Origin of the sequence: Streptomyces sp. NBC_01707 (genome assembly GCF_041438805.1) — a bacterium.
GTDB lineage: Bacteria > Actinomycetota > Actinomycetes > Streptomycetales > Streptomycetaceae > Streptomyces.
The window spans coordinates 9,537,163-9,563,955 of sequence record NZ_CP109190.1 but is presented as its reverse complement, the minus strand read 5'-3'; the positions used below and the strand labels follow the sequence as shown (position 1 = coordinate 9,563,955).

Genomic DNA, 26,793 nt, shown 5'->3' with positions numbered 1-26,793 from the left:
ATGCTTCTCAGCCCAATCGGTCCTCCGCGTGCGAGCAGCTCTTCTTCCGCTGGAAGAGGAGCTGACGACGCGGCCTGCTGCTATCCACTCGGTGACAGCAACGCGGCTCCGGCGACAGCTGTGACGCTTCGGTCCCAGGCACTCATGTTGCAGAGCCTCCGGCGGGCGATTCGACCCCGGCGTGCGCGATCTGCTCCCCGCGTTCGATGGGGCGCAGCAAGGACGTGGCGACCCCGACGCCACGGCGATCGCCGTGGCGTCGGGGTCGAGCCAACCGATGAGGGCGTTGATGTCCGTGGCTTCCTCGAGGGGAAAATCGCGGTCGGTGTCGCCGTGCGGCGGGGCTACTGGTGTGGGAGTGGGCCTTCCGGTGTGGTCGTCAGCCGGAGCAGCTGGGCACGGGGTTGGCGCTGCCTGCGCAGTTGGTGGGGGTGTTGTCGGTGATGTTGATTTGGCCGTTGGTGGTGACGGTGCCGCTGTTGTAGATACCGCCTGCGGGTTGGTTGGCGGTGTTGTGGGCTACTTCGACGTCGGTGAGTGTCAGGTTGTTGACGTTGACGATGCCGCCGCCAATGGAGGTGCTTGCCCGGTTCTCGTTGACCTGACTGCGGCGCATGGTCATGTCGCCGATGATCACCACAATGCCGCCGCCAGTAGCGGCGGAGTTTCCGTTGACCTTGCTGTCTTCGATCACCGCGTGGTTTTGGTCCTGAAAGCCGCCGGCCTGGGTGGCGGTGTTCTCGCTGATGGAGCTGTGCCGGAGATGTACGGAGCCGCCGGAAGTGGTGGCCAGGCCGCCGCCGATGGAGGCGGCGGTGTTGTGCTGGATGATGCTGTCGTCGATGTCCAACGTCGTGTTGGAAGCATAGGTGCCGCCGGCGTTTTGGGCGGTGTTGTCCTCGATCAGGCTCTTGCTGATCGTCGCGGACCCTCCGTCAAGGTTGACGGCTCCCCCGTTGCCCGCGGTGTTCTGGTCGAGCTTGGATGCGGTGAGGTTCAGCTTGCCGTTCTGACTGTTGATGGCGCCGCCAAAACCAGTTCCGGCGGAGTTGCTGCTGAAGGTGCTGGCGCGGAGGTCGGCGGTGCCCTGGTTGTGGATGGCGCCGCCGTTTGCCGCGGTGTTGTTGGTGAGGGTGATGCAGTGAAGGGTGAGGCTGCGGTTGTCGTCGACGAAGACGGCGCCCCCGTTGCCGGTGCTGTTCCCACCCCGGACGGTCAGGCCTGAGCCGTTCCGGCAAGCCTGGTCACGGTCGCCGGGGTGGTCGCGGTCAATGCTGGTGAGGAGCGCGTTGGCGGTGTTCCAGGGGTCCGGGCGGTCGCCGCGGTAGCGGCCTTGGTTTGTGCCGTCGAGGGTGAGGGCGCCCGCGGGGCCGGAGACTTCGAAGATACGGAACGCGGGTGCGTCGGCGGCGCGTTCGATGATCGTGTTCTTGCCGGCTTCGAGGGTGATGGGGGTGGTGACGACCGGGAGGCCGTTCGAGCCGTTGAGGCCGGTGTTGTCTGCTGTGGTGAGTGTGTAGGTGCATCTGCGGGCCAGCTGGATGGTGCCGCCTCCATCGGTGTTGGCGGCGTCGATGGCGTCTTTGAGGGCCTCGGCATCGCAGGCGATGGCATGGACGGGTCTGGCGAGGGCGGCATGTGCGGGGGTGGCGGGCAGGATGACAACGCCCAGGGCCAGGGCAGCGCAGGTACGGCCGGCGCTCGGTACGAGCTTCATGGTGTCTCCAGAGGCTGAGGCTGACCGGCACCGTAGGCGCCACCTGCCCGGCCCCGGCCTCGACACCCCTGCGGGCATGGCCGTCCCACACTGATGCCGCCACCCGGGCACTCGACCGGCCGCACCGGTCACGTGGGCAGCGAGACGTACGACCTGACGGCGGCCGAGATCGAAGGCGCGGAGCGCGAGCGGCTCCGCGCCCAGCAACTGGAGCACGCGCCCTACTTCGCAGGGTTCCAGGAGCGGGTCGGACGTCGCATTCCCGTGTCGCGTTGGTGCGTGCGGCCGGGGTAATCCGCCCTCTGCCATGAGCCTTCATTACCCCCACGGCCACCTCTGGGTTGCCAGCGCACCCCCACTGGCGACGTCCTTGCAGGCCCGGCCTCGATCCGGTCTCGGAGCCGGCGGGCCGTCAGCTGCACCGCGCCCCCGGAGGGGCGTCACTGCCGCCGATGTGACGACCAACCCTTCGGACGCGCTGAACTACACCACGATGCTCGACCAGTGCGCCCAGAACACCGGCGTCCACCCCAAGCAGGCACTGGTCGACGCCGGGTACTGCTCCGAGACCAACCTGCAGGCCGCGAACGACCGCCAACTTGCCTGCGGGACCGACACGTTCATGGCCACCGGCCGCCTGGCCCACGACGAACAAATACCGCCCGCACCCCGCGGACGCATCCCGGCGAACGCCACACTGAGGGAACGCATGGCCCGCAAACTGAGGACCAAACCCGGCAAGGCCGCCTACAGTCGCCGCAAGGCCATCGTCGAACCCGTCTTCGGCCAGATCATGACCTGCCACAACGGCCGCCAACTCCTCCTGAGCGGCGAGGACGGGGCCCGCGGCGAGTGGCGACTGCTGGCCGCCTGCCACAACCTCCGCAAGATCTTCCGACACGCCGGAACCGCCGGACTCGCCACCCTCGCCAGCTGACCAGCCGGGCAGTCACCGCCCTACCGGGCCGCACATGCGACGGGCAGGGCCCCAACCACCGCTTTACAAGCGCCGGCGGGGGCGACCGCGAGCAATTCCATCGATCACGGCCAGCACGCCGCTTGCTCGTTACTGACCCACGCTCCTAGCCGTTCCCGCTGACCGTGCTATGGATGTGGGAGGACGACTCGGACCAGTTCGAAGATGCCGACGAGATCCTCGAGCAGGTCTGCAACCACGGCTCGATCGTGCTCGGCACCGACGGGTGCGCAATGAACTGGCATCTCATCGTTACCGGACCTCACCGAGGGCACGTCTGGCTGATCACCGACGTCGGCGCTGTCCCCTTCGGCGAGCAATTCGGGTTCACCACCTGGCTTTGTTCACGTGAATGGGCAGCAGATGTTCACCACTTCGGGAGGCACCGCAGCACACCGGGAATTCGAACACCGAGTGAGTCGCTTGCCGTGTTCCGAGGCGGCGGCTGGCACCTGCTCGCGCTGCGTTGATACTCCACGTCGGTGGCAGGTGCCGTTCCCGTAGCGGATGAGAAAATATGTTGGCCGCCCGCCGGTGAGCTGCGACGATGCGTCTGTTTCCCAGCCGGAGGAAGTTTGTTCGTTTTTGTGTGTGCGGGATGCGGTGTCGAGTTGACCATCCCGCTGTCCCAGGTCTCACTGCCGGTCCACGCCCGTCAGCAGTACGGGAACGGAGCCCAGCTTCCGGTGCTCATGGAGTCAGGGACGTTTGCTGTGGACCCGGATCCCTGGGGAGGGCCGTGGCGGCTGTGGGACGAGCTTGGTCCGGGCGAGGCTGAGGCACGCGGCATCTACGCGCCAGTCCATGCCTTGTCCGACGGCACGCCCGGGGCAAGTGTCATTGCGCCCGGTGATATCCGTGGAACCCGGCTGATTCCTGAGAAGCGTGGCGGTGCGTGCTGTGGGCTCGACGGGGCCGACGGGCCCAACATGGCCTGCGAGGCATGCGACCTCCCTGTGGCGACCAGGGTCGACGACTGCTCACTCTGGCAGATGGTGCGACTCGGCTCGGACGTCGTGCACCGCGTTCCCGTCGACGATATCCACGCCGCGCCCCTCTCCTGGGCGGAGCTGGCAGAGAAGGGGGAGAAAACGCCCCCGTTCGAGCCGATCGCCACGTGGGGAGGACGGCTGGGGCCGAACCACTACTGGTCGTGGAGTCCGCAGTGGGAGGCGGCAGCCGGCCAGGCGCTCGCCCACCTGCTGATCGCCTCCGAGGGGCAGCCGGTGAAGGTCCCGGACGGCCTGACCGCGGACATGTTCCAACGCGCCCTCGACGCCTTGCTGCCGGCAGGCACCCTGAAGCGGCGCGCCGTCCTGGCCGGACCGGGACAGCCCTCCCCGGAGGCGGACGTCGACATCCTCCTCGCCCCCGTCCATCCCCAGACGGGCCGGACCTGGACCCCTGCCGACCCGACCGCACCGGCATACCTGGTGTCCCTGCCGCTGGGGGTGTGGCTGTGGCTGGTCTCTCCCGAACCGAGCTTGCCGGTTCCCACGTCGGGCCGCATAGCCCAAGACTTCCTCCGCGACGACCCGCTCCCGCTGCTCCCCAACCACCTGTTCCGGGCCGACCGGGGAACGTTCCAACACACCTTGGTCCGGCTACCAGCCGTGCGCAGCCCGTGGCTGCACACGATCCTCGAGAACCTCACGCAGAGCACCTCGGCCGGCCTCTTCTAGCCGTCCGGCAATCGAACAGCAACAGACTCTCGTGCCTCCCAAAGTGGTCGACATCTGCTGTCCAATCTCGGGCTCTGGCCCACTTGTTGTGGAGAGCTCACCGGCGGTGATGTCAGTGGCGTGTGGTGGGATGACCGTGCTCTATCAGTCTCTGGAAGAGGTAGTGCTGTGTCCGGGTATCCGTCGCTGACATGTGCTCTGGCCGAGGCGCTGGTCGACGTTCTCTGGTTCGTCGAAGGGTGCGAGGACGAGCAGATGGACCCGGATGACGCGGTGAGGGTCCTGGAGGGTGTTGCCGCTCTGGTGTCCCATCTGTCGGTTGATCAGCGAAGTGAGTTCATGGATTTGCTCGGCTCGATGGCTTCGGAGGAGAAGGACCCATCGCGTCGCGAATTCTTGCTGGCCTTCCCCGAGGGATTCGGCCTCGTCGAGGAAGACTCCTGACCTGCGTCCCTATGCGTAGAGCAGGACCCGTTTGCGGAGGAGTTCGAATCCTGCGCGGCCGAACATCTGACGCTTGAGCATCTTGATCCGGTTGACGTGTCCTTCCACGACGCCCGAGTTCCAGGGCAGCGTGAGGCCGGCGATGACCGCGTTGAGGTCACGTTCGAGGTGCTGAGCGAACCGGCTGAGGCTGGGCAGGTCGCTGGCAGCGCGGGCGGATGTGATCCATTCCGGCAGACGCTCGCCCTCCAGCTCGGTGACCATGCGAGCGAAGGAGCGCACGTGCTCGGAGAGCGCGGCCAGTTCAGGGCAGTTGGCCAGTACGGCCTTGAGCTGGATCCGGTCACTTTCGGGCAGGGCGTCGGGGTGGGTGAGGAGCCAGCGTGTGACGGAACGGGCCGAGGGTGGACGAGGGCCGACCGGTCGGGGCTTGCCGCGGAGGTTCCTGCTTGCGTAGGCACGGACCCCGGCGTAACCCCGGGGATATCCCTGTTCCTTGATCTCCTCCCACAGTTTCCAGGCGTTGGTGCATCCTTCCTGCCAACGCTGATCGAGGTAGGGCTTGTAGGCGTCCAGCGTGGTCGGACGGTTTTGCCACTGTCCGGTGAACATCTCCTCCGGGGTGGCGGCGCGGGAGAAGCGCAGGATCGTGTTGAGCGTCATGCCGAGCTGCCGGGCGACGGACCGCTTGCTGTGCCCGGCGGCGAGGAGCGCGTGGATGGTGGCGTGCTTGGCGCGAGTACGTTCGGCGAAGCGGTGCCCTGTGGGCCAGGGCGACGAGGCGGCTGACTCCGGCTCCTCCTGGAGCTCCCGGGGCTGTTCCGGTGTGGGGCGCAGGCAATTGCGGTGCCGGTAGACGCACTTCTCGGTGGCTTCGCCCAGGTTGTGCCAAAGGTGCCACCGATCGGCGACTTGCAGGGCTTGTGGGGCGCCGCGGGTGGAGCCGTCGGCGAAGAACGGGGCCCTGTCGCGGCAGACGATCTCGATGCCGGGGCGCTCGGCGAGCCAGGCCGCGAGGGTGTCGGCCTCCCGGTCGGGCAGGAGATCGATCGGACGACGTGTCTCGACGTCGACGAGCACGGTTCCGTAGTTCTGCCCCTTGCGCTGGGCGTATTCATCTACCCCGAGCACGCGGGGCGTGGCCGTGGGCGGATCCGGAAGCGAGGCGATCAGCCGCAGCAGGGTGTTGCGGCTGACTGGCGTCCCAAAGACGTCTGTCATGCGGGCCCCGGCCCGCCCCGCGAGCGCAAGGCCGACCGAGACGAGCGTTGATCGCAGCCGTTCCGTCCGCCGGCCGAACCGGCGGGTCAGTCCCGGTACCTGCTCGACGAATGTCTTGCGTGGACAGAAGCTCGCTGCGCAGACGAACCGGCGCACCCGTAGTGCCACGACGACGGACTTGCCCGCCGTCGGTAGATCGTGAGGAAACCGCAGATAGGAACCGTGTATTCGTTCTGACCAGCTCCCACAGCCCGGACAGGGCGCCTGCCGGACCGTGCTCACTGCCTCCACCCGGACGGCCATGTCGGTCGTCACGACCGACTCCACCAACACGTTCTCCACCGAGGAGAACAGCAACTCCTCGAGTTGCAGCCGTACTTCGTTCACGGCGCAGCACTGTCGACCACACCGCACACCGGCCGGGCGATTTTCGGGCTATCTCAGCCGCCGATCCGATGAGATCGACAGTCACGCTGCGTACGCGACCACACCAAGTGGACCAGAGCCCAATCTCGTGCACAAAGTCAACCACCGCTGAACCTGGCTTTGCCGGCTGGGTCCAGCACTGGGCCGCGAACAAGCCCTGGCATGACGCTGCGTAACTCTCCGCGAGTCGTCGAGGCTGGCCCTGCGGCGTTCCCAGTCGGTGCGGGCGAGTTCGGTGGCAGACTCCTTGAGGAAAGAAGGAGTTGCCATGGGGTTTGGCTTCCGGGTCGGTGTGCCGGGAATGAGTGTGCGGGTCTCAACACGAGGTGTACGTACGTCGGTCGGTCCCCGCGCGGCACGCATCAGCGTCGGCAGCGGCGGAACCCGCATCTCGTCCGGCCTCGGCCCCTTCTACGCCTCCAGTTCGCTGCGCGGCGCAGGCAGCCGACGCGGTACGAGTACCCGCCGCACGGCCTCGCGCCCCAGGGCCGTGGCGCCTTCGGCGGCGCAGCTCGACCGGGCACGTCGGCAGGCGGAGCGGGCACAGCAAGATGCTCAGCGAGATGCGGCTATTGCCCAGTTGACCGAGCTTCGCCGGCAGATGACCAGTGTGCACCTGCAGTCCTTCCCGATGGCGCGCCAGCCCGTCGTGCCTGGGCCTCCCCCGCTGGGCCTGCCCTGGGCGCAAGCTGAGGCTCAGGCGTTCCATCTGCAGCAAGTGGGCCGTTTCGCCCGCGCCGAACGCAGCGCGGCCAAGTCCCGTGCGGCTCTGGAGGCGCCCTCCTTCCTGTCCGCCGAACAGGCACGTCTGCATGCCGCGCACGCATCGCTGTGCGCCGAGGCGGAACACTGGTGGCAGGCGCTCGTAGCGAACGACGAGGAGACCGTCTGCGAGGCAGTGAACACCGCGTTCTCCGACAATCCGGCTGCTGGGTGCGCGGTCGGTGTCGACGGTTCGGTGCTGTCGGTCGTCATGCGCCAGCAGGACCTCGACGCGATGCCCACCCAGACCCCGGGCCTCACGCCCAGCGGGCGCCCCACTCTCAAGAACCTCACCAAGCGAGACCGGACCCTGTGGTGGCTCACCTCCATGGGCTCCAACATCATCGCCACCCTCAAGGAAGGATTCGCCACCGCACCCGGCATCGCTGCCATCGATCTCGCTGTTCTCACCCGCCTCCCTGACACCCAGCTCCTCGGTTTCGTGGCCTACGGGCGCTGGACCCGCCAGGCCGTCGAGTCGACACCCTGGCACGAACCCGAGGACGCCCTGCGGTTCCTGGACATCGGGCAGGACGTGGCGTGTTCGGTCACCACGACGGCCTCCGGAAACTTCTCCAGCACGATCAAGCCGCTCGACATCAGCCGCACCACCGGACTCCAGGACCTCCTCGACCACGCCCAAGAGGACCCGGACACACCAGAACCTTCCCTGGCCGACCTGGACATCGGACTCGGTGCCAACAACACGCCAGGTAGTCGTACGCCGGCCACAGGTGCCGATCCGTACCGGATCCGCACTTTCGCGGAATGGCAGAGCGACACGGCGACTTCACCGATCGCACCCCAGCCTCCGAACCCGGCCACCCCGCAACCGCACCACGCGCCGCCCACGTCTCTCATCCCCGGCCAGACAGTGATACTGCCGGAAGAGGCTTGGCAAGGAATGCTCATCGCGTTCACCTTCGCCGGAGCGGACGCCGACCTGACCCTCTTCCTGACCGGCACTGACGGCCGCGTGGCCGACGACCAGGACTTCGTCTTCTACAACCAGCCCTCTGCCGCCAACGGCGCGGCCCGCCTCCTGGGCAAGCAGGCCGAAGGCCCCCACGTCACCGAGAAAGCCGCCATACACCTCACCGCCCTGCCCGAACACGTCCAACGCGTCGTCGTCTCCATCAACATGGACGTGGACACCGGCCTGACCTGCGCCGCCCTCACCCACGCGACGCTCCACATGGACTGCGCCACCGGCACCGCCTGGACCTTCCAGCCCCCAGCAGATCCCCACATCCGCGCCATGGTCATCGCCGAGCTCTACCGCCACCACACGGACGGCCAACCCATCTGGAAACTACGGGCCATCGGGCAAGGCTGGGCCGACGGCCTCGACGCACTCGCCCGCGCACACGGAGTCGACATCGAGTAACCACCCCACCCGACTGTCGAGGCGCTCCAAGTCGTCCTCCCCGACGCCCAAGCGGAATATCGAGACACCCGGTAGCTTCTCACCGCGCGCCACCACTGCTGCAACACCACACGCGAACCTCGAGGAAACGCGTCACCATGCGGCAGCATCTGATCCACCAAACATCTTGAACCCGACGGCCCGTGAGAACAGAACGTGCGAGGACCGGGCGGCGCCCCGGCGCCGGCCTCTTCACAGACCTCCCCCCCCAGCAATCACGGAGCCCTGACAATCACCGCCGACGGCACGCAGATCAAGTTCGCCTACAGCGCGAACGCATGGCGCTGGACCTACTCCTGAGGGGGCACGGACAAACGGACGGGGTATTCGGTCCGAACTGAAGACCCTGGGCGCGATCACTGCCAGGCGCAGCCAACGTTCCCCCTCGGCGATGTGGTCAAGTCGGCGAAATCATTCAAACGGATTGAGGACGCGGCCGATGCAGGATCCGACACCCGGAAGTCCTGGTCGGATGACTTCGGTAACCTTGCGGCAGGCAAGCAGGGGCGTTCGGCAGATCTCCACAGAGAAGGAGATGCGCGAATTGTCCGACGCCTGGACCCAGGGAGCACAGAGATTGCGGGCACGCGGACCTAAGGTTCGAGGACGGCACCGTGATGCAGTGGCGGAACGCGTCCAAGTCGGGCGGCGGGACAATCGACATCACGCCTGGATCCGGTGGCAAGAACTTGAAGGTGCACCTTCCCCATGAATGAGATGAAAGCCCTCAGAGACGTTCTTATCGAAGGTCTCGACGATTGGGTCCCAATCGATCAGTTGCTATGGGCCGCGGGCGAATATCCGGCAGGTCGCACACGGCAGGAGCGCCTCGTTGAGCTACTGCGGTACGCGCTGTCGAGCGGTCTCATCGAGGTCGGCGAATTGATGGAGACGGGCTTTGTAGCATGGACTGGAGATGTAGATGAGCAGGTTCGCCGAGTGACTGCGGACCTGGACCGACTCGACTGGGCACCGCAGCTCGGTAGTTCAGTTTGGCTCTCCAATACCGCCAAGGGTGACGAGCTGGCCCGCTGGAACAGCGGGTAACAACACATCGGTATTGGCCAATGTGGGGCCTGGCACACCTGGGCCAGGCCCCACCTGGATGCAAGCTGTCCCGCGCCGAACGGCAGAGCAACGGTCCGCACCGCAACCTCGACCGCCAGGGTGCAGCCGACCAGAAGGCGGAGCTGGTGCGCATGATGCGCGAGAAGGCACGCGCAGCTGAGGGCGTCGGGCAGGCGGGCGACGACACCGCACAGAGCTGACGCAGCGCCGCCGCAGGGCGGCACCGCACGGGGCAGGACCCGGACCGCGACGCGCGGTCCGGGTCCTGCTGCCGTATCGGGGCTCTGCTGCCGTACCGGGCGCGGCCGGTCCCGCTCAGCTCTCGACCATGAGTAGGCAGGCGCTCGCGTCGGGATCAAGCCCGCCACCGAAGACGAGAAGCCGCCCCCGCGCCGCACGCAGGCCGACAAATGGGCACTCCACCTCACCGCCGCCCGCGAGCACTACCAACGCGAAGGCAACTACTGGTCGACGCCGGCGGCCGCGAAGGTCTCGGCCAGCCACGCGTTGTCCCGCTCGCTGCGCGCTTCCAGCACGCTCTCCACGAGGCCGTCCTTGGAAGCGAAGTCCAGGTAGAGCGTCTCTTGCACACCCCGATGCGGGCGCACAACTCGGCAAGCACACCCTTCCCGCGTGGGAGGCAGCGCGCTGCCCCCACCGCGCCAGGCGGTGGGGCCGCGATCTCTGCGGGTTCAGTGGTAGGTGATGTAGCCGTTGCCGTCGCGGTCGTTCTTGCTCTTCGTGTAGGAGTGGACGTCCGCGCGGGCGCCGGAGGGCTTGTAGAGGTAGATCGTGTCCTTGCCGTTGTTCCACATGAAGTTGCAGTTGTCGCGGTAGACGACGTTCTTGGCGTCGGAGTCGGTGCCGTTGCCGCCCCGGAGTTTCACGTAGTCGCCGGGCTGCAGGTAGTGGTTCGCGGGGAACGTGAACCGGTTCCCGGCGGCGTCCTTGACGACGTAGCGGTGTTGTCACGTTGTTGGGTGCGTGGGTGCCTGACGGTGTGTCGGGGCATGGTGGGGCCGCGTTCCGGGCTGGTGCTCAGGCCGCGGTGGGCAGGCCCGTGGCGCCGGTGATCTGGTCCCAGATGGTGAAGCGGATGGTCATTTCGAAGCGGTGGTCGGCGGCGGTGCGGAGATGTCGCCGGGTGCGGAAGTGAGGTGAGATGCCGCTGAACGCGGACAGGAACCGCTGCGCTCCACCAACGCTGCGGAAGCCCTTCATCGCCCGTTCACGCTGCCGGGCCGGCTGGTGGGAGTTCTCGGCCCGATTGTTCAAGCCCTTGTGCGAGCGGTGCTCCACCGAGGGCAGGACCTCGCGGTGGGCGGCGCCGTAGGAACGCAGCTTGTCCGTGACGATCACCCGCGGCACCGTCCGGGTCCTCTTCATCAAACGGCGGAAGAACCGCCTGGCCGCACCCTTGTCCCGTCGGTTCTGGACGAGGATGTCGAGGACGTTGCCGTCCTGGTCGACGGCCCGCCACAGATACTTCAGCTCGCCGTTGATCTTGATGAACACCTCGTCCAGGTGCCGTTTGTCGCCGGGCCGGGGCCGGCGGCGACGCAGCCCGTTGGCGTAGGCCTGGCCGAACTTCCGGCACCAGCGGCGGATGGTCTCGTGGGAGACGATCACGCCGCGCTGGAACATCAGCTCCTCCACCTCACGGAAGCTGAGAGAGAACCGGAAGTACAGCCACACACAATGGGAGATCACCTCGACCGGGTACCGGTGCCCCCTGTACGACGGCGGCACAGACGACACCAGCGATCCCCTCCCCAGCGTGATCAACACGAAGATCATCCCACCCGGTCAGCCAACGTGACAGCGCCCTTCGTAGCCATGTCGCGGTTCGTGTGGCAGTTCGCGAACCGCGCCGGGGACGACCTGCTCACGCTCCTGGGCGACATCGGCATCGAGGCGGACGGCAGGACAACGGACGCCGCTGCCTGGGAGGACTGGATGAGGTGCGTTCGCTCGGTCGTCGACGGCGCAGAGGACCCGGCAGGTGGGTCGGCGGGATAGAGGCCCGTCGAGCGAGTCTCAGCATCGCGATGACGAGAACGCTCTGGCCGCTCGTGGACAAGATCACGATCTACAACTGCCGTACTAATAAGATCTACCTAGAATTACTCCAATTATGCCCCAGATCGCGCCTGCCGCTATGACGGCACCGATAAGTCTTTGATGCCCATAAGAGAACGAGGACTCCCGGCGATCACTCCCACCCCAACTCTCATGCCATCGCTTAGGGATGCCCCGGAAATTAGCCGCCACGAATACGCCAACCAGCGCAGCCAATGAGCAGAGAAGGATGGTCAGCCAAGCGGGTGGAGGCGTTCGCTCAACCGAGGCTGCAATCACCTCATGAAAATCCACTCAATACCCCTTCGCCACCCCAAAAGGGGCACCTTTGGTAAACCCAACGCCTGACGACAATGACCCTACCAAGGGAGCGGATAGGCGACATTGAGACCGACAAACCACCCGATGCCTGGAGCAGCGGCCCCTCCATACCAGTAGTCGCCCGTACCGGCCTGCGCGGTTGACCATGTCGGCACGTTGGGATCGGATCGTGTTCCGATTGTCCCGCAGACTCCGGGACCTAGACTCCCACACGCCTGAACACTGAACCACGACTGTTCACCGCTTACTGCAGTAGCCGCTCCGCCAGAGGTGCTCCTACCACCGAAGCCAACCGCACCTATGTTCAAGTATCTGTGCCCATCGCCAGCCTGTGATATTCCGATGCAGAGCGCCATGCAGTACTGCACCCCTACGTAGCCGTGAGCCGCCTCATCCAGCCAATCCGGCCCGATGTGCCCTGACAGATCCCCTTTCGCAGCACACCGTGTTTCCTGGTTGGCGTGGGAGGTGCATGCATTGAAGTCTCCCTTCTCATTCGTGTACGCGGATTCCCAGTCCTGGCCATCGAACGCGAGATCAATACATTCCCTCGCCCTTGGGTTTTTGTCGCACCGCTCCTCGAGCGCCTGGTGTGCCTGTGCAGTATCAAACATTTTGTCGAGCTTATTGAAAGTTTCAGAGAGATCCGAGTTTGGGATACATGCAGCGGTCTGATAGCAGAGCAGCTGCGGGGCAGGTTCAGACCCCAGAATGAGATTCCCCGATCCAGAGGAGCTATTTGTCAGGGATGCGGTGCCGACGCTTGCGCGGGTTCCGTTGTATGGGCCGTTGTAGGGCGGGTTGGTGTTTCCGTAGGCCGGGTCCGGTTTCTGGGATCCGCTCTTGCCGCCGTCGTCGGGCTGGCAGTGTCCGTTTCCGGGGTCAATACACAGACCCGTCGGGTCGCTGGAAGTGACGGGACTGTTGTTGGCGTAGGCGTAGCCGTTGAGGGACTGCGGCTGGTTGAGGCTCAGGACGGGGTCGACGCTGAGGAACTGGCCGATGCCCGGGTCGTACTCGCGGGCGCCGACATGCGTCAGACCCGTGGACTCGTCGGCTGGTTTGCCGAGGAATGCCTTGTCGTCGGGCCAGTTGGTCGCCTTCGAGCCGCGGGGGGCGCCGAACGGCGTGCTGTAGCGCTTCGTGAGCGCGTACGTCGTGGCGTCCAGGGCAATGCTGGAGGTGCCGTGGTGGTCGGCGGCGAGGAAGGCAAGCTTCGTCCCTGAGGTGCCCGAGACCGCCGTCCGGACAGCGATGGTCTGGCCACCTGCGGTGTAGTAGCGGGTGCCACTGAGGGTTTTGGTGGTGCCCTTGATAGTGAGGCGGACTTCGGTGTCGCCGAGGTAGAGGATGGTGTCGCCGTCGCCGGTGGCCCGGCGGATCAGGAGATTGCCGTTCGCGTCGTAGATGTAGTTGGTCTGCTTGGTGCCTTCGGTGAGGCTGGCGAGTTTGCCTTCGCTGTTGTAGGTGAGGGTTTGGGTTGCCGTGGTGCCGGGCCGGTGTGTCGTGTTGCCGGTCTTGTCGTAGGTGTAGGTGGTGTTCTTGGTTCCGGTGGTGTGGTCCAGGGGGTGGGGCTGGCCGTTGGCGGTTCCGTAAACGTAGTTGGTGCTCTGATTGCCGGTGGGCAGGTTCTGTGTCTCGGTGTTGCGCTGCCCGGAGGCGGTGTAGCTGTAGGAGGTCCAGTAGGGGGCGGCGCCGCCGAGGTTGGCGGTGGTGCGTCCGGTGTCGGCGCAGTCGGCGGTCTTGGGGGTCCAGGCTTCGGTCAGGCGGCTGTAGCCGTCGTAGGTGAAGCACTGGTTGTCGGCCTTGCCGGTGCCGCCGAGGGTGCTGGCGTCGCTGATGGAGGTGACGTTGCCCGCGTCGTCCTGCTTGAAGTTGAGGTCCTGCGGCATGTAGCCGTGGACGTCGTCGGTGACGTAGGACCGGGTCAGGCGGCGGGTGCCGTTCTCGTAGCCGTAATTGAGGTACGCCTTCCTCGCCGAACTGGTGTCGTCCATGCCCAGCGTGAGGGTGGTGAGGTCGCCGAGTTCGGAGTAGGCGGCGCCAAGCAGGTATCCGGTGGTGCCGTTGACGGTTTTCAGGCTGCCGAGGTTGTCGTAGACGTTGGTGATGCCTTCCAGGGCCAGGCCGGCGACGGCAGGGTCGTCGATGCCGGACAGCTGATTGGTGGCGTTGTAGAAGGCATCGAAGTTCAGTGTCTGCGGGACACCTGCGGAGACGAGCGGGTCGTTGGCCGGGAGGGTGAGCGAGGTGTTGGTGGCGTTGTAGAAGCCGTCGAACTTGGTGATCTTCTGGATGTAGGCCTGCCCGCTGCTGCCGCCGACGTATCGGGTGGCGGTGTCCTGCTGGCCCTTGCCATTGGTGGCTTGGTCGTAGTCCCAGTGGGCGAGCTTGTTGGCGGCGGTGGTGTCGGTCTGCCACAGGTCGGTCTTACGGCCGAGTACGTCGTACTGGTAGAGGAGCTTGCGGTTTTCCGCGTCCTGGGTCCAGTCGACCTGGTCGAGGTTGTTGTAGTGGGTGGAGCTGCTGCCCTTGTCGGGATCGGTGGCGCTTATCTGGCGGCCGAAGAGGTCGTAGGTGTAGGAGAAGACGCTGTTGTCGTGGGCGGTGATGGTCTTCTGCTGCCCGGCGGGTGTGTAGGTGTAGCGGGTGTGGTTGTAGGACCCGGTGGCGTCCGGTGCGGCGTACTCCCGGCTCTCGGTGGTCTGGCCCAGGGCGTTGGTCAATGTCGCGGTCGCCTGACCGTCGGCGGGGGCCGTCTGGATGACGCGGTCGCCCTGGTAGTCGGTGGTGGTGGTCCAGCGATGGGCGCCTTGCACCTTGGTCTCGCTGGTGACGGGGCGGGCGGCGCCGTCGTAGGTGGTGTCCACCTGCAGGGGTGCCTGGCCGCCCTCGACGGTGGCCGGGGTGCCCGACGGTGCGTTGTGCGCGTCCCAGATGTCGGACAGGGTGGAGGTGGTCAGACCGCGGGTGTCGTACTGGGTCAGGTTGACGATGCGGCCGCCCGACGGGGAGGGGGACTGGGTTTCCCGGGCGCGTAGCAGGGAGTCGTAGATGGTGTAGGTGGTGGTGTAGCCCGAGGCTGTCGGTGTGAGGGAGTTGGTGGAGACCCAGGACGCGGTGTCCTGGGACGGGTGGTAGGCGTAGGTGTAGTTGGGTGTGGCGTTCGCGATGCGGAGTCGGTTGGGCAGCCAGACCTGGGTGGTGCGTCCGAGGCTGTCGTAGGTGGTCTCGGTGATCTTTGAGTTGGGGTCGGTGACTTTGGTGGGCGCGCCGGTGGCGAAGTCGACGACGGTGTTGGTCGTGAACTTCGCGTCAGCAACGGCCACGGCGGTCAGGGGACCGGCGGCGACCGGAGTGTAGGTGGTCTTGCTCAGCTGCGTGTCAGCAGTGTCCCGAACGACCAGGGGTCTGCCCAGTGTGTCGAACGTCGTGGTGCTGAGCTTCTGCCAGCTCGGCTGATCGCTGCTGTCGTAGCCGCTGGCACGGCCGGTCCATTGGGGCTCGCCTCGCGTGGGGCTCTGGTCGGCGGTCCAGGCGGTGGTCGCGTCGTAGGTGGTGGCGGTGTCGGAGATGACGTCGCCGGCGGTGGTGGAGTCGGTCGGCAGGTTCAGTGCGCTGTCGGCGGTGTCGCACGGCTTGGCGGTCGTACGACTGCGGGAAGGCAGTGAGGTCAGGCCGGCGGAGGTGTTGCGGGCGTACCAGGTGCGGGTGCAGGTCTCGTCCCCGGTAACGGCGTCGTCACCGTTGTCTTCCACGGTCTGTGGCATGCCGTAGTCGTCGTAGGTGGTGGCGGTCGTGCGGGTGCGGTCCGCGGACGGGCTGCTGGTGATGCGGGTGCGGGTGTGGCTGGCGCCGGTGCGGACGTAGTACGCCTCGGTGTCGGCGTACGACTTGTGCTGGGTCGCGGTCTTGTGGGACCAGGGGTCATTTACCGTGCCAGCGACTTCACTGGCACCGTCGTAGGTAACGGACTCCCGGGTGAAGCCGGCGTACTGGTCCGCATCGGTGAGGGCGGCGGCCGTGATGCCAGCGCTCTGGGCTGTTCTGCGGGCGTCCGGGTCCAGGGTCTTGCCGTCCGCCTCCAGGAGACGGTCACCGTTCATGCCGCGCATGTAGACGTTGACGGTCTTGCTCTGGGTGCCGTTGCTCGGACCGGTGAGGTGGGTGACCTTCGCGAAGCCGCGCCAGAGGGACCAGGTGCGCTCCTTCTGCGGGGTCATGGGGTCGTCGTTGTAGTGCCAGGCCCCGCCGCCGGTGTACTGGTAGGTGTCGCTGATGGTGCCGGAGGCGCCCGTCTCGTCGCTGGTCGCGACGGCGGTGACGGGGTACTTCTGGAACCAGTCCAGTACAGGCTCGCCGCCGTTGGGTGCCCAGTAGACGGGGTAGCAGGTACGGGTGTTCTGGTCGGGGCGCGGCATGGTCTCGCCGGCAACGCAGTCGGGAGCCGCGTAGGTGACGGCGGTCTTGGCGCCGGTCTCCGTCGTGATGCCGGTCAGGCGCGGCTTGGCCAGCGGCAGGATGTCGTCGGCGCTGCCGTCGACGCGGTTGGTGAGGAATTCGCTGGTGAAGCTGACCGGGTCCGTGGACAGCGGTGTGCCGTGTTCACCGGTGTGCTGGATGGACTTCAGCCACAGGGACTGGTCGGCGGAGTCCCCGGTCTCACCGGGGTCCCGGTAATCCTGCGTCAGCTTCCACGAGTCGACGGCCTGGAAGTCGGCGGTCGGGGTGAGGGCAGCGTTCCAGGCGTAGGTGGTGATGCCGGTCAGGCGTTTGCGGGTGAAGAAGGTGGGGCCGGCGTTGCCGGTGCATTTGTCGCCGTCCTTGCAGATGGCGTCGTAGGGGACGTCGGGCCAGTGGGCGCTGGTGGAGGCGGTCAGGGAGTCGCATCCGTCGTCGTCGCGGATGCAGCGCTCGTTGTAGGTGAAGGTGACCTTGCCGGAGGCGGCCGGGGTGGCGGAGAACAGGTTGCCGGCCCGCTGGCCGTAGAGGATTTTGCTGAGGTATCCGCCGCGGGTGTACGGGGTGCCGGTGGTGTCGTCGCCGAGCTTGTCGTAGTTGTTGGTTTCGGCGGTGTACCAGTAGCTCATGGCGTTGCCGTGGGTGTCCTCGACGTAGTCGAGGTTCCATCGCCAGGCCTGGGTCTTGGCACGTGCGCTGAAGGAGGCGCCGTCGGAGTAGCCGGGCTCGCTGTCGTCGTCGCCGAAGACCGGCACGGTCCAGACGCTGTTGGTGCGTTCGCTTCCTGCGCCGTCGAGCTTGTTCAGGCCGAAGACGTACTTGTTGCCACCGCCAGTGGTGACGGTCCAGTACTCGCCCTTTCCGTCCCCCTTGCCACTAGTGACGTCATCGCCGTTGTCGGCGCCGGTGGAGTGGGTGACGATCGAGGCGTCGTCATCCTTGAGGCGCCACTTGCCGGTGCTGTCGTCCTTGACCAGCTCGGTGGCCTTGCCATTGAGGACCAGCGAGGCATTGTCGTACTTCCAGCACAGGTCGTACTTGCCGTCCTGGCCATCGTCGTCGCAGGACCCGTACTTGCGCTCGACGTAGGAGGAGGTCAGGTCGAAGCCTTCGCCGATCTGGCTGCCCTGGTTGTTGGTACTGGCGGTACGACCGTCCACACTTCCGGAGTCGTAGGAGATGGCCAGGTCGGGACTGGGGCCGGCGGCGACCGGCGGCGCCTTGAGCGGGTAGTTCCAGGTAAAGGTCCCCGAGGAGCCGCCAGCCTGCCAGGTCGAGGACGCCGACAGCGGGGTGGCCTTGTAGTCTCCACCGCCGGACTTGGTTCCCGCCGCGAGCGCGAGCACCATGGTCTGCCCATCGGTCACCTGCGACTTCGCGGCGGGCGACGTGCCGGACCCAGTTGTCGCGGATGCGGGGTCGGTGGTGCTGAAGGCGAGGTGAGTGCGGAGCTTCTGACCGCGGCGGTCGTTGGTGAAGGTCACAGGCGTCGTACTGCGGCACGATGCCTTGCCGGGATGAGCCAGGGCACAGTCGGGCAGGCGCAGGACCTGGAGGCGTCCGGCCCAGTCGCCGCCGTAGGCGTCGGCGAAGGCAGAGTAGTCGACAGCGAGATCGGCCGTTCCGCCGCTGCGCGGGGCCGTGACGGTCAGAGCGACGCCCTTGACGCCGAGCGCCGTGGTCCGCGAGTGGCTGAGCACGGACACCTTGACCGTCTGCGCCGCCTTCTTGGCGCGGGCCTGTTTGCCGGTGGGGGCGGACAGGGCAACGGGCAGGGATCCTGCCGTGACCTTGGTCGCTCCAGTGGTAGGCGTGGTCAGCGTGGCGGTCGTAGCCTTCGGCCAGACCACGGTGGTGTCCTGGTCGCGCAGTGCCCGGTCCGCCGCCTTCTTGTTGGCTGCTGCCTGGCGGGCTATGAGGCGTCCGGTTGCCGTCTGCTTCGGCTTCAGCGGGAGCATTTTGGCCGAGACCGGCTTGGGTTGATCGGGCCGGCCCAGCGGATGCGATTCCTGGGCCGTCGCGGTCAACGGCGTGAGCACGCCGGGCAGGAGGACGAAGGCGACGGTGACGGCTATCCGGGTGTGCCAGCGGGTGGCGGTCTTAGTGGCGGTGCGGCGGCCAAACAGCGGCATGGGTCTCACGTCGAAGCTCCATGAACGGCCCCCGCAGGGGCATCAGGTGGCAGACCGTACTCGTGCACGGCGGGGGCAGGATCAAGGGGACGCAGCAGCCTGAACCGCTGTTCGTGCGCGTCGGCCCGGCGGACGGAGGACAATGAGGCGTCTCCGCCCGCCGGGATCGGATCAGTCAGTGGAGATGACGCGGGAGCGGATGTCGTCGCGCGTCATGGCGCCGGCCCAGATCCGCAGTCGGCTCAGCCGTCCGGCGAAGTAGCTGCTGTCAGAGGTGCCGCCCATGGACAGGCTTCCGGTGCCCTGCTGGGGGGTGGTGACGGCGTTGTTGGTGCCGTCCTCCACCTGCTCGGCACCGACGTACAGGTGCATGCGGCCGCCTTGGTCCTGTGCGTCGTAGACACCGGTCAGCGTCACCGGGGAGCCGGTGTCGGCCAGTTCGGACAGGTCGGTCACATCAGCCGTGGCCACGGTGGTCCCGGAGGACGTGGTGCGAAGGAACTTCCACACGTAGGAGTCCGTGCCCAGCTTCTGCACGGCCAGGGCCCACGAGGCTCCCCCGCTGCCGGCCTGGCCGGCGATCTGGGCCTGATAGCCGTCGGGTTTGGTGTTAAGGACGTCGGGGTCGAGCTGGGCCTGGGCGGAGACAGTGAACGAGCCTGTCTCGTCGACCACCGGACCGGTCATTGACGCGTAGCCGCCGCTGCCGTTCAGAAGTAGCGTGCTGGACTCGTCGTCCAGGCTCGCCCCTGACGACAGGGCCATGGCGCCGATCGGGTAGGGCGAAAACTCGCTGACCGTGGTGCCCGACGAGTTCTCCGCGTTCCAGTCGGCCATCAGCTCGACGGTCGGTGCGTTCTTCTCGCTTGCCTGAGCTTCCTTGGCGACCTCGTCAGCGGACAGGGCGCTCTGCCAGGCGGCGACTTCGTCGATCCGGCCGCGGAAGTACTGCCCGGTTGCCCCCCGCACGATCGACTGGCCCACCTGCAGGCCTTTTCCTGCTTCCCACGGAACGTAGCCGGGTGCGGCGGCGTACAGGTTGACCGGGTCGCCCTGGGCGCGGCCGTTGACGTAGAGCTGGATGGTGTCGTCGTGCGGCGTGCGGTTGCCGTTCGTGTCGGTGGCCGCGGTGTAGACCCCTGCCAGATGCGTCCATACCCGCAGCGGTGGATCGGTCGCCGCCGCCTGGGACTTGACGAAGACCGGCGTCGCGGAGTCCGTGGCCGAGTAGTGGAACACGTACGACTTCGTGGACGAGGAGTAGTACAGCGCGAATGCCTGAGCCTGCGTACCGGGTGCGGTCAGGATCATGTGGCTGGACGAGGCGTCGGTGAGGTACACCCAGGCCGAGACGGTGAACGAGTGCGCGGTGTTCACCACCGGGGCGGACGAGTCGGCGTACGCCTTCTGCAGGTCGGGGTTGCTGCTGTCCAGCCACAGCGAGGTGTCCTCATCACCGCGCCTGGCCATGGAGGAGAAGCCGGCACCGTCGTGCATCGTCAGGTCATGGGTGGCGGCGGACGGGTCGTGCTGAAGGTCGTCCGCGGCGCTGTCCTTGGCCGTGGTCACACCGGAACCGGGGGCGGCGTCGTTGAAGTGCCAGCGTCCGACCGGCCCGGGGGGAAGAGTGACCTGGAAGTCGAAGGTCTCGGGTGTACCGGTGCGCGCCCGGACGTCCATGGCCCACACCGTCAGATGGTGGGTGCCGCCCATGCTCGGTATGACGTCGCTCGCCTCGGCCGTGTGATCGGACTTCGCCGTGATGGTGTGGGGGTCCCCGACCTTCCCGCTCGGGCCGGTCAGCGTCCACTGGTATTTGCTGATGTCCGGATCGGCACTGTTGGGCTTGAACACGAAGCTGCCGGCAACGCCCCGGCCGCCCTTGGCCGGGCACGCGTCCGTGGTGCACTCCACGTAGGGCGAACCGTTGGCGGGGTCCTTGGGCTGAATCTGCGGGGCCTTGGGGGCGGTGGAGTCGATGGTGAAGTAGCACCAGGGTGAGAACGAGGAGTACAGATCGCCGCTGTCACCGTTGTAGGACCAGTGGGACTGTGTGCGGGCACGGTAACGGTACTGGGTGCCGTCCGTGCGCTTGGACGTCTGCTTGTCCAGCAGCGTGCCGTCCAGGACGTAGCCGCTGTCGAGGCTGTCCTCCGCCCAGATTTCCTCCCACGCGCCGGTATCGAGTTTGCGCGCGATGCGGTAGTTGGCCTTCAGCTGGCCCTTGCTGTCGTTGGTTCCCGGTGCGACCTCCGTCTCGACCCGGGCGCGGACCGTGGGCTGGTCCACCGTGACGGCCAGCGGGTCGCTCGCCGGCTGGCAGTAGCCGTGCGCGTTCGCCCCGGCCACACCCGGGATGACGCCGACATTGATCGGGACACCGGGATCCGGCACGTAGTCCACGGTGATCTCGGCGTTGTCGTCAAAGCGCTTCCAGGCGCGCGGTTCGCTCTCGTCGCCGGCGCGCAGCATCAGCGTGAGCCGGGAGAACTTGCCGTCTGCGAAATCCTGCACGTTCTTCGTCAGGCTGCCGTTGAACTCGACCCAGGAATCGGGCTGGGAGGGGCTGCAGTTGTCGCCCCGGCCCGCCGAGACCTTCCGGGAGTCCATGAGATTTCCGATGGCCGGCCCGGGCCACCGCGTACCCTCGGAGATATTCCCGGTGCGCTCCAGATTGACCGTATAGGGGTCGCAGTTGAACGACCACGTCTCGTGCGCCCGGAAAGTGGCATGCAAAACATGCTTACCGGCCAGAGCACTGGGGCTGAACTCGAAATACATGCGGTTTACGTAATTTTCACCGCAGTAGTAGCCGTCCGCGCTCGAACAGCGCCCCACACCGTATTCGCCGGAGAACTGGTAGAACTTGTCGCCGTCGGAGGACAGCACGGTGCGCTCCGCGCGCGAGAGCCCCACCGACGGGTCGATGAAGACCGGGTAGACGGTGTCGTCGCCGCGCAGCAGGTTCAGGTCGGGGGCGACAGCGATGCTGTCGGCGTCGACCTGCACAGGCAGGGTGGCGGTTACGTCGCCGTCGCCCGGCTGCGCGGGCACACCGCCGCCGTCAACGGTGCTGCCGGACGCCCCCGAGGAAGGCGCCGTCTCGGGGCCTGCCGCCCGGAGCGTCTGAGGCTGGACGCCGGTGTCGTCTCCGGCGGAGTCCCACATCTGTCCTGCCGGACCCGTGAACACCGCGTTGCTGTCCGCATCGATCGCCCGCAGCCCGCCACCGGCTCCCGTAACCAGGGCCAGGCCCTTGCCCGCGATGGTGAACCGCAACTGCTCCAGGGCCTCGTTCTGCGCAGCCTGCGCGGACTTGACCTGCAGCACCTCCCGGTACCCGTCCGGCATCGCAGTCAGCTGCAGATCCACCCCGGGCAAGACCTCCGCGTAGGTCGCAGTCGCGCCGTCCAGCGAAGGCTCCGGGAGAGAACCCGGCCAGCTCACCGACAGCGCCTGCACATCGCGTTCCAGACGGACCATCGTCTGGCTGCCGCCGGCCGAGAACGACTCGGCCACAGCCGCAGACCGCGGACCGATCGTGCCGTCGGCCCGGCGCACGAGCGCCGTGTCGATGTCATGCCACTGGCCCGAGGCGTCCTTCGCCCGCTGCGGCGACGTCGCCTGCTTCAGGCTGTACGTCCCGTCCGGATTCGCGAACGTCTGCGAATACTCCGTCCGCTCGGATGTGACCTCGACCGGCTCACCCGACGCCGCAGCCTCCTCGGACGGCGTCTGCGCCGATGCCGTAGCAGCGTGAACCACCGGCGAATTCACCACGCACGCACCGCCGACGAACAACACCCACGCCAAAAATTTTACAAAAGCATGACGTGCCACCGGGTTTCGCCTACGCGAAACCCGGCCCCCCTTGTGTGAATTCACAGCCCCACCCCATGCGTCACACATACATCACGAATATGACGCTGACCGTAACCGGGCAATCGCACAAGTCAACAGTGATCCAGATCACACTCTAGAGTTTTGGACCCCCAACAGAGGAGAAGCACCGATTTAGGAAACCGAAAATCCGCCGAATGAAATGAACGACCATGTGGCACGAAATGAATAACAGGCAAATGAAAGATTTACGATGTACTGGCGTGCGGTACGGAGCCGTCGCGTGCGGATCTGTCCTGCCGTCAGATGCAAGCAGTCGTTGGTGGTGTGACTGGCTGATAGATGCCGTACGGTCCGGTCGCTGAGACGTCCGGACCGCCGACGGACACGCACAGGTCTCCCCCGCATGTCTCAAAGTCGCCCGCTAAGAGGTCCTAACAAAGGCGTTGGACGTGTCGGTGGGTGATGATGCAGGTGGCGAGGCCGAGGAAGGCTTCGTGGATGTCGTCGCGTCGTTCCCATCGGATGCGGAGGCGGCGGAAGCCGTGGAGCCAGGCGATGGTGGTCACGGCCGGCCGGGTCGTGTCCGGCGTAGTCCTGCAAGTCCCCCCACGTGGCAAACAGAACGAGCTCGGGGTGGGAGGTACGGCGGCCTTCTTTGAGGTCGTTGGCCGAGCGGGCCAGTGCACGCAGCGTGTCCCCTCCCCCGACCAGAGCTACACGTTGCCCTGCTGCCAGCTGTTGCATGACTTCGTTCATGGCGCCCACGTTGGTGCGGCACAAGATGGCATCCGGCCGATCCAAGGGACCGACCTCGGTGCAGATTGCCTCGGTCCCCTGGAGGCGCAGGGGTGCGTCAGCGATGGTGAGCCACCGGTTGGCTTCGGCCGCCAGATGGGGGCCGAAGCGGAAGGATCTTGACAGTGCCAGTTGTGCGGCCTGGAAGGTGGTCATCACGTCGCGTGCGCCACGCCATTGGTAGATGGCTTGTGCGGAGTCGCCGACCATCACCAACTGGGCGTGGCTACGCTGGTTGAGGAGGATTTCCTCAACCACGGGGTTGGTGTCCTGGGGTCTGACGCACGATCGGGTGACATCTGAACTGGCTTGCCCTGTGGGGCGGGTGGGAAGGATGTCGCTGTGCCCAAGCCATACCCGGAAGAGTTCCGCCAGGACGTCGTGCGGGTCGCGAGGAACTGCGGATCGCGATCGTGACCTGGATCGAGAGGACCTACCACCGCCGCCGCAGACAGGCCTCGCTCGGTCGGCTGACCCCATCGAATTCGAGACCGTCATGACCACACCGGCCCTCCAGGCCGCGTGACCGAAACTGTCACCCGATCGAGCACCAGACCCTCGAGTTTCAACAGCGGTTGGTGATCAGCGGTCCCGCAGTCCCGCGGATGTTCACGAGAAATGCCTCTGGCTCAACTTCTGATTCCGTGAAAGATCTCGCTAGCTCGGCGCCAACAGGACTCGCGCGTCACGTGACCTGCGCGGATCACGCATAATCACGCTCCGCCGAAGCCGGACTCGAGATCGCTACGGAATGTATGCCAGAACCCGTGCTCGTGGACGAAGCCAGGTAGGCACCGGCAAGGCCTTCTCAGCGCCCTCGAGGTGACGTAAGCATCGTCGGTGTGGGCAGCAGGATTGCTGGCCTCGGTCTTTGCGCCAGCACCTGGTCCGCCAGTACTCGATCTTGGGGAGGCTCAAAGGTCTGGCTTGCAGAGGGGTTCAGTGGTCAGATCGCCATCTCGGGGACCTTGGATGATTCAGGGGTGTGGTGGCTGGGATGGGGTGCGTTGACCGCGAGGAGGGAGATCAGCGCGGACAGGACGAGGAAGCCGACCGCCCACCAATAGGCCGTGGAGAATCCGTGCACCAGCGCGGCGTTGGTGTTGGCCTTGCCGTGTACGTGGGAGAGCAGGTAGGTGGCGGTGGAGCTGGCCGCGATGGTGTTCAGCAGCGCGGTGCCGACCGAACCGCCGACCTGCTGGGAGGCGCCGACCATCGCGGAGGCGACACCGGCGTGCTCGGGTCCGACTCCGTGGGTTCCCAGGCTCATGGAGGGCATGAAGGCGGTGCCGATGCCGAGGCCGGTGATGATCTCGGCGACGGCAAGCAGGCTGTAGGAGCTGTCTTCCCGCAGTAGGACCAGCAGGAGCACACCGATGGCGGTGACGAGGTAGCCGCCGCTCATCAGCAGGCCGGGGCGCATCCTGCCGGTGAGTCGCGTGCCGATGACCATGGAGCCGAAGGCCTGGGCGGCAGCCAGCGGCAGGAACGCCACACCGGTTTCGATCGGGGAGTAGCCCTTGACGAGCTGCAGGTAGTAGCTGAGGAACAGGAACATGCCGAACATGCTGATCACGGCGAGGGCCACTGAGAGGTAGGCGCCGGCCCGGTTGCGTTCCGTCAGGATGTGCAGTGGCAGCAGCGGCGACGTGAGCTTGCCCTCCAGGATGGCGAAGGCCAGCAGGAGGATCACGCTTGCGATGAGCATCGTGATGGTGAGACCGGAGTCCCAGCCGCGGCTCTCTGCCTCGGCGAAGCCGAAGACCAGGGCGACCAGGCCCAAAGTCGCGAGGATCGCGCCGGGTATGTCCAGGCGGGTGCGCTTGCCGTCGGTGGGGATGTCCTGGATGACGGTGATCGCGCCGATGATGCCGATGACGGCAATCGGGATGTTGACCAGCATCGACCAGCGCCAGTTCAGGTACTGGGTGAGCACCCCGCCGAGCAGCAGGCCGAGGGCGCCGCCGGCGGTGGCGATGGCGCCGAAGATACCGAAGGCCTTGGCGCGTTCCTTGGGGTTGGTGAAGGTCAGCGAGATCAGGGCCAGGGCGGAGGGCGCCAGCAGGGCACCGAAGACGCCCTGCCCGGCGCGCGCGGTCAGGAGAATGCCCAGGTTCGTGGCGGCTCCGCCCAGTGCGGAGGCCAGGGCGAAGCCGACCAGGCCGATGGTGAAGGTCCGCTTGCGGCCCAGGAGGTCGCTCAGGCGCCCGCCGAGGATGAGCAGTCCGCCGAAGGCCAGGCCGTAGGCGGTGATGACCCACTGGCGGCCGCCGTCGGAGAAGTGCAGGGCGTCCTGGGCGGAGGGCAGCGCGATGTTCATGACCGCGCTGTCCAGGAAGACCATCAGCTGGGCGATGGATATGAACAGCAGTGCAGCCCAGCGGCGCGGATGCGGATGTGCGGATGTCGCAGACATGAAGGAAGAGGTCCTCAGCAGTTGGTTGATGTGGTGCTGGTACTGGTGCTGGGAGGGTCAGAACTCCAGGACGAGTCGGCCGCGGACACCGCCTGCCTCGAGGAGACGGTGGGCTTCGGCGGCCTGTTCCGCCGGCAGGACGCGGGCGATACGCAAGGTGAGTTCGCCTGCTTCGGCCTGCGCGCGCAGGCGGTCCAGCCGGGCGCGGTCGTCGAGGTAGTCCGGAACGAACACCATGTAGGTGCGCAGGGATCGGCGTCGCAGCTCCGTGGGGCGAAGAGCGCGGGGGCCCTCGCCGAGGAGCGTGACGATGACGCCGCCGTCGTGGACGGCCCCGGCTACCGCCGAGGAGCCGATGACGGCCGTGTCCACCAGTCCGTCGACGCCCTCCGGTACGGCGTCGAGAATGCGCCGGGCCACACCGGGTCCACGCAGTACTACGAGGTCGGCCCCCAGCGAACGCACGAGTTCCTCGTCCGCCGGCGACGCGTCCGCCACCACTGTGATCCCCTCGGCCCTGGCCATCTGGATCACGAGTCCGCCGACCACTCCCGCACCACCGGTGACCGCGACGCTCTGCCCGGCGGACAGGCCGAGCAGGTCAAGGGCCCGCCGGGCGGTCAGTCCGTTCATAGGCAGCGTCGCAGCCTCGGCATGGCTGGTTCCCTCGGGTGCGCGGGTCACCCGTTGCGCGGGCAGGGTCAGGTACTGCGCATAGGCGCCGCCGCCGGGCTCGGTCGGCATGGTCATCGCCATCACCCGGTCCCCGATGCGCAGATCGGTGACCGCGCCCGCCCCGATCTCATCCAACACTCCGGCGGCTTCCATGCCCGGGACGTACGGGGGTGCAGGGGAGATGAGGCCGAGTGAACCGTTGCGCAGATACCTGTCGCCGGGATTCACCGATGCGGCGTGCACCCGGACGCGCACCTGACCGGGACCGGCGTGGGGCTCGGGCACCTCGAAGACCCGCAGGGCTTCAGGCCCCCCGAATCGGGTTACGCCTACTGTCTTCATGATCCCT

The 26,793-nt window shown here is 66.6% G+C and carries 15 protein-coding genes and 6 pseudogenes; 10 read left to right on the top strand and 11 right to left on the bottom strand.

The window, feature by feature from the left end; translation table 11 throughout:
• Positions 1 to 379: 379 nt before the first annotated feature.
• On the bottom strand, positions 380 to 1,717 hold the full coding sequence (locus OG963_RS42760; protein ID WP_356476056.1) for a hypothetical protein: 1,338 nt from the start codon (positions 1,715 to 1,717) through the stop codon (positions 380 to 382).
• A 132-nt stretch (positions 1,718 to 1,849) separates the two neighbouring features.
• On the opposite strand from OG963_RS42760, the gene OG963_RS42755 reads away from it, so the two are divergent.
• The 5 genes and pseudogenes from OG963_RS42755 to OG963_RS42735 all read left to right on the top strand — a co-directional run bounded on the left by OG963_RS42755 (position 1,850) and on the right by OG963_RS42735 (position 4,819).
• Positions 1,850 to 2,011 carry a nitroreductase/quinone reductase family protein gene (locus OG963_RS42755; RefSeq protein WP_319741070.1) on the top strand — a complete coding sequence of 54 codons (162 nt, stop codon included), beginning with the start codon at positions 1,850 to 1,852 and terminating at the stop codon, positions 2,009 to 2,011.
• 145 nt (positions 2,012 to 2,156) lie between these two features.
• Positions 2,157 to 2,654, top strand: a pseudogene (locus OG963_RS42750) (transposase); the annotation flags it as partial.
• Positions 2,655 to 2,803: 149 nt separating this feature from the next.
• A pseudogene (locus tag OG963_RS42745) lies at positions 2,804 to 3,058 on the top strand (SMI1/KNR4 family protein); the annotation flags it as partial.
• A 210-nt stretch (positions 3,059 to 3,268) separates the two neighbouring features.
• A complete protein-coding gene (locus OG963_RS42740; RefSeq protein WP_371800237.1) occupies positions 3,269 to 4,375 on the top strand; it encodes a hypothetical protein in 1,107 nt (368 codons plus the stop codon).
• 168 nt (positions 4,376 to 4,543) lie between these two features.
• Positions 4,544 to 4,819 carry a hypothetical protein gene (locus tag OG963_RS42735; RefSeq protein ID WP_371800236.1) on the top strand — a complete coding sequence of 92 codons (276 nt, stop codon included), beginning with the start codon at positions 4,544 to 4,546 and terminating at the stop codon, positions 4,817 to 4,819.
• Positions 4,820 to 4,828: 9 nt separating this feature from the next.
• Here OG963_RS42735 and OG963_RS42730 read toward each other — a convergent pair whose 3' ends face one another.
• Complete coding sequence (locus tag OG963_RS42730) at positions 4,829 to 6,427, bottom strand: ISL3 family transposase (protein WP_371800235.1); 1,599 nt, start codon at positions 6,425 to 6,427, stop codon at positions 4,829 to 4,831.
• Positions 6,428 to 6,734: 307 nt separating this feature from the next.
• On the opposite strand from OG963_RS42730, the gene OG963_RS42725 reads away from it, so the two are divergent.
• The 3 genes from OG963_RS42725 to OG963_RS42715 all read left to right on the top strand — a co-directional run bounded on the left by OG963_RS42725 (position 6,735) and on the right by OG963_RS42715 (position 9,922).
• The gene (locus OG963_RS42725; RefSeq protein WP_371800234.1) at positions 6,735 to 8,615 is read left to right on the top strand and encodes a TerD family protein; all 1,881 of its coding nucleotides are present in this window, start codon (positions 6,735 to 6,737) and stop codon (positions 8,613 to 8,615) included.
• A 747-nt stretch (positions 8,616 to 9,362) separates the two neighbouring features.
• Entirely contained in the window at positions 9,363 to 9,701 is a 339-nt protein-coding gene (locus OG963_RS42720) for a hypothetical protein (RefSeq protein ID WP_371800233.1), read from the top strand.
• Between the two features lie 20 nt (positions 9,702 to 9,721).
• Complete coding sequence (locus OG963_RS42715) at positions 9,722 to 9,922, top strand: DUF6243 family protein (RefSeq protein WP_371800232.1); 201 nt, start codon at positions 9,722 to 9,724, stop codon at positions 9,920 to 9,922.
• Positions 9,923 to 10,183: 261 nt separating this feature from the next.
• On the opposite strand, the gene OG963_RS42710 is transcribed toward OG963_RS42715, so the two are convergent.
• From OG963_RS42710 to OG963_RS42700, 3 genes and pseudogenes are all read right to left on the bottom strand, one after another.
• Positions 10,184 to 10,312: a hypothetical protein gene (locus tag OG963_RS42710; RefSeq protein WP_371800231.1), complete on the bottom strand. Its 129-nt coding sequence runs from the start codon at positions 10,310 to 10,312 to the stop codon at positions 10,184 to 10,186.
• Between the two features lie 102 nt (positions 10,313 to 10,414).
• Positions 10,415 to 10,681, bottom strand: a pseudogene (locus tag OG963_RS42705) (lamin tail domain-containing protein); the annotation flags it as partial.
• A 79-nt stretch (positions 10,682 to 10,760) separates the two neighbouring features.
• Complete coding sequence (locus OG963_RS42700; RefSeq protein ID WP_371800230.1) at positions 10,761 to 11,519, bottom strand: IS6 family transposase; 759 nt, start codon at positions 11,517 to 11,519, stop codon at positions 10,761 to 10,763.
• Positions 11,520 to 11,558: 39 nt separating this feature from the next.
• Between OG963_RS42700 and OG963_RS42695 the strand changes: the two genes are divergently transcribed.
• Positions 11,559 to 11,741 (top strand): hypothetical protein, encoded by a 183-nt coding sequence (locus OG963_RS42695; protein ID WP_371800229.1) that lies wholly within the window; start codon positions 11,559 to 11,561, stop codon positions 11,739 to 11,741.
• A 419-nt stretch (positions 11,742 to 12,160) separates the two neighbouring features.
• Here OG963_RS42695 and OG963_RS42690 read toward each other — a convergent pair whose 3' ends face one another.
• The 4 genes and pseudogenes from OG963_RS42690 to OG963_RS42675 all read right to left on the bottom strand — a co-directional run.
• Positions 12,161 to 18,715, bottom strand: coding sequence for an RHS repeat-associated core domain-containing protein (locus OG963_RS42690; protein ID WP_371800362.1), 6,555 nt, complete (start codon positions 18,713 to 18,715; stop codon positions 12,161 to 12,163).
• A gap of 171 nt (positions 18,716 to 18,886) precedes the next feature.
• Positions 18,887 to 22,480, bottom strand: a complete 3,594-nt coding sequence (locus tag OG963_RS42685; protein ID WP_371800228.1) for a LamG-like jellyroll fold domain-containing protein — start codon at positions 22,478 to 22,480, stop codon at positions 18,887 to 18,889.
• Positions 22,481 to 22,989: 509 nt separating this feature from the next.
• Positions 22,990 to 23,118 (bottom strand): annotated as a pseudogene (locus OG963_RS42680) (IS5/IS1182 family transposase); the annotation flags it as partial.
• A 1-nt stretch (position 23,119) separates the two neighbouring features.
• Positions 23,120 to 23,626, bottom strand: a pseudogene (locus OG963_RS42675) (UvrD-helicase domain-containing protein); the annotation flags it as partial.
• Positions 23,627 to 23,742: 116 nt separating this feature from the next.
• Here OG963_RS42675 and OG963_RS42670 point away from each other — a divergent pair.
• Positions 23,743 to 23,879 (top strand): annotated as a pseudogene (locus tag OG963_RS42670) (IS3 family transposase); the annotation flags it as partial.
• Between the two features lie 420 nt (positions 23,880 to 24,299).
• On the opposite strand, the gene OG963_RS42665 reads toward OG963_RS42670, so the two are convergent.
• Together OG963_RS42665 and OG963_RS42660 are read right to left on the bottom strand one after the other, a co-directional pair.
• A complete protein-coding gene (locus tag OG963_RS42665) occupies positions 24,300 to 25,769 on the bottom strand; it encodes an MFS transporter (protein ID WP_371800227.1) in 1,470 nt (489 codons plus the stop codon).
• A 57-nt stretch (positions 25,770 to 25,826) separates the two neighbouring features.
• Complete coding sequence (locus OG963_RS42660; protein WP_327419786.1) at positions 25,827 to 26,786, bottom strand: NADP-dependent oxidoreductase; 960 nt, start codon at positions 26,784 to 26,786, stop codon at positions 25,827 to 25,829.
• Positions 26,787 to 26,793: the final 7 nt, after the last annotated feature.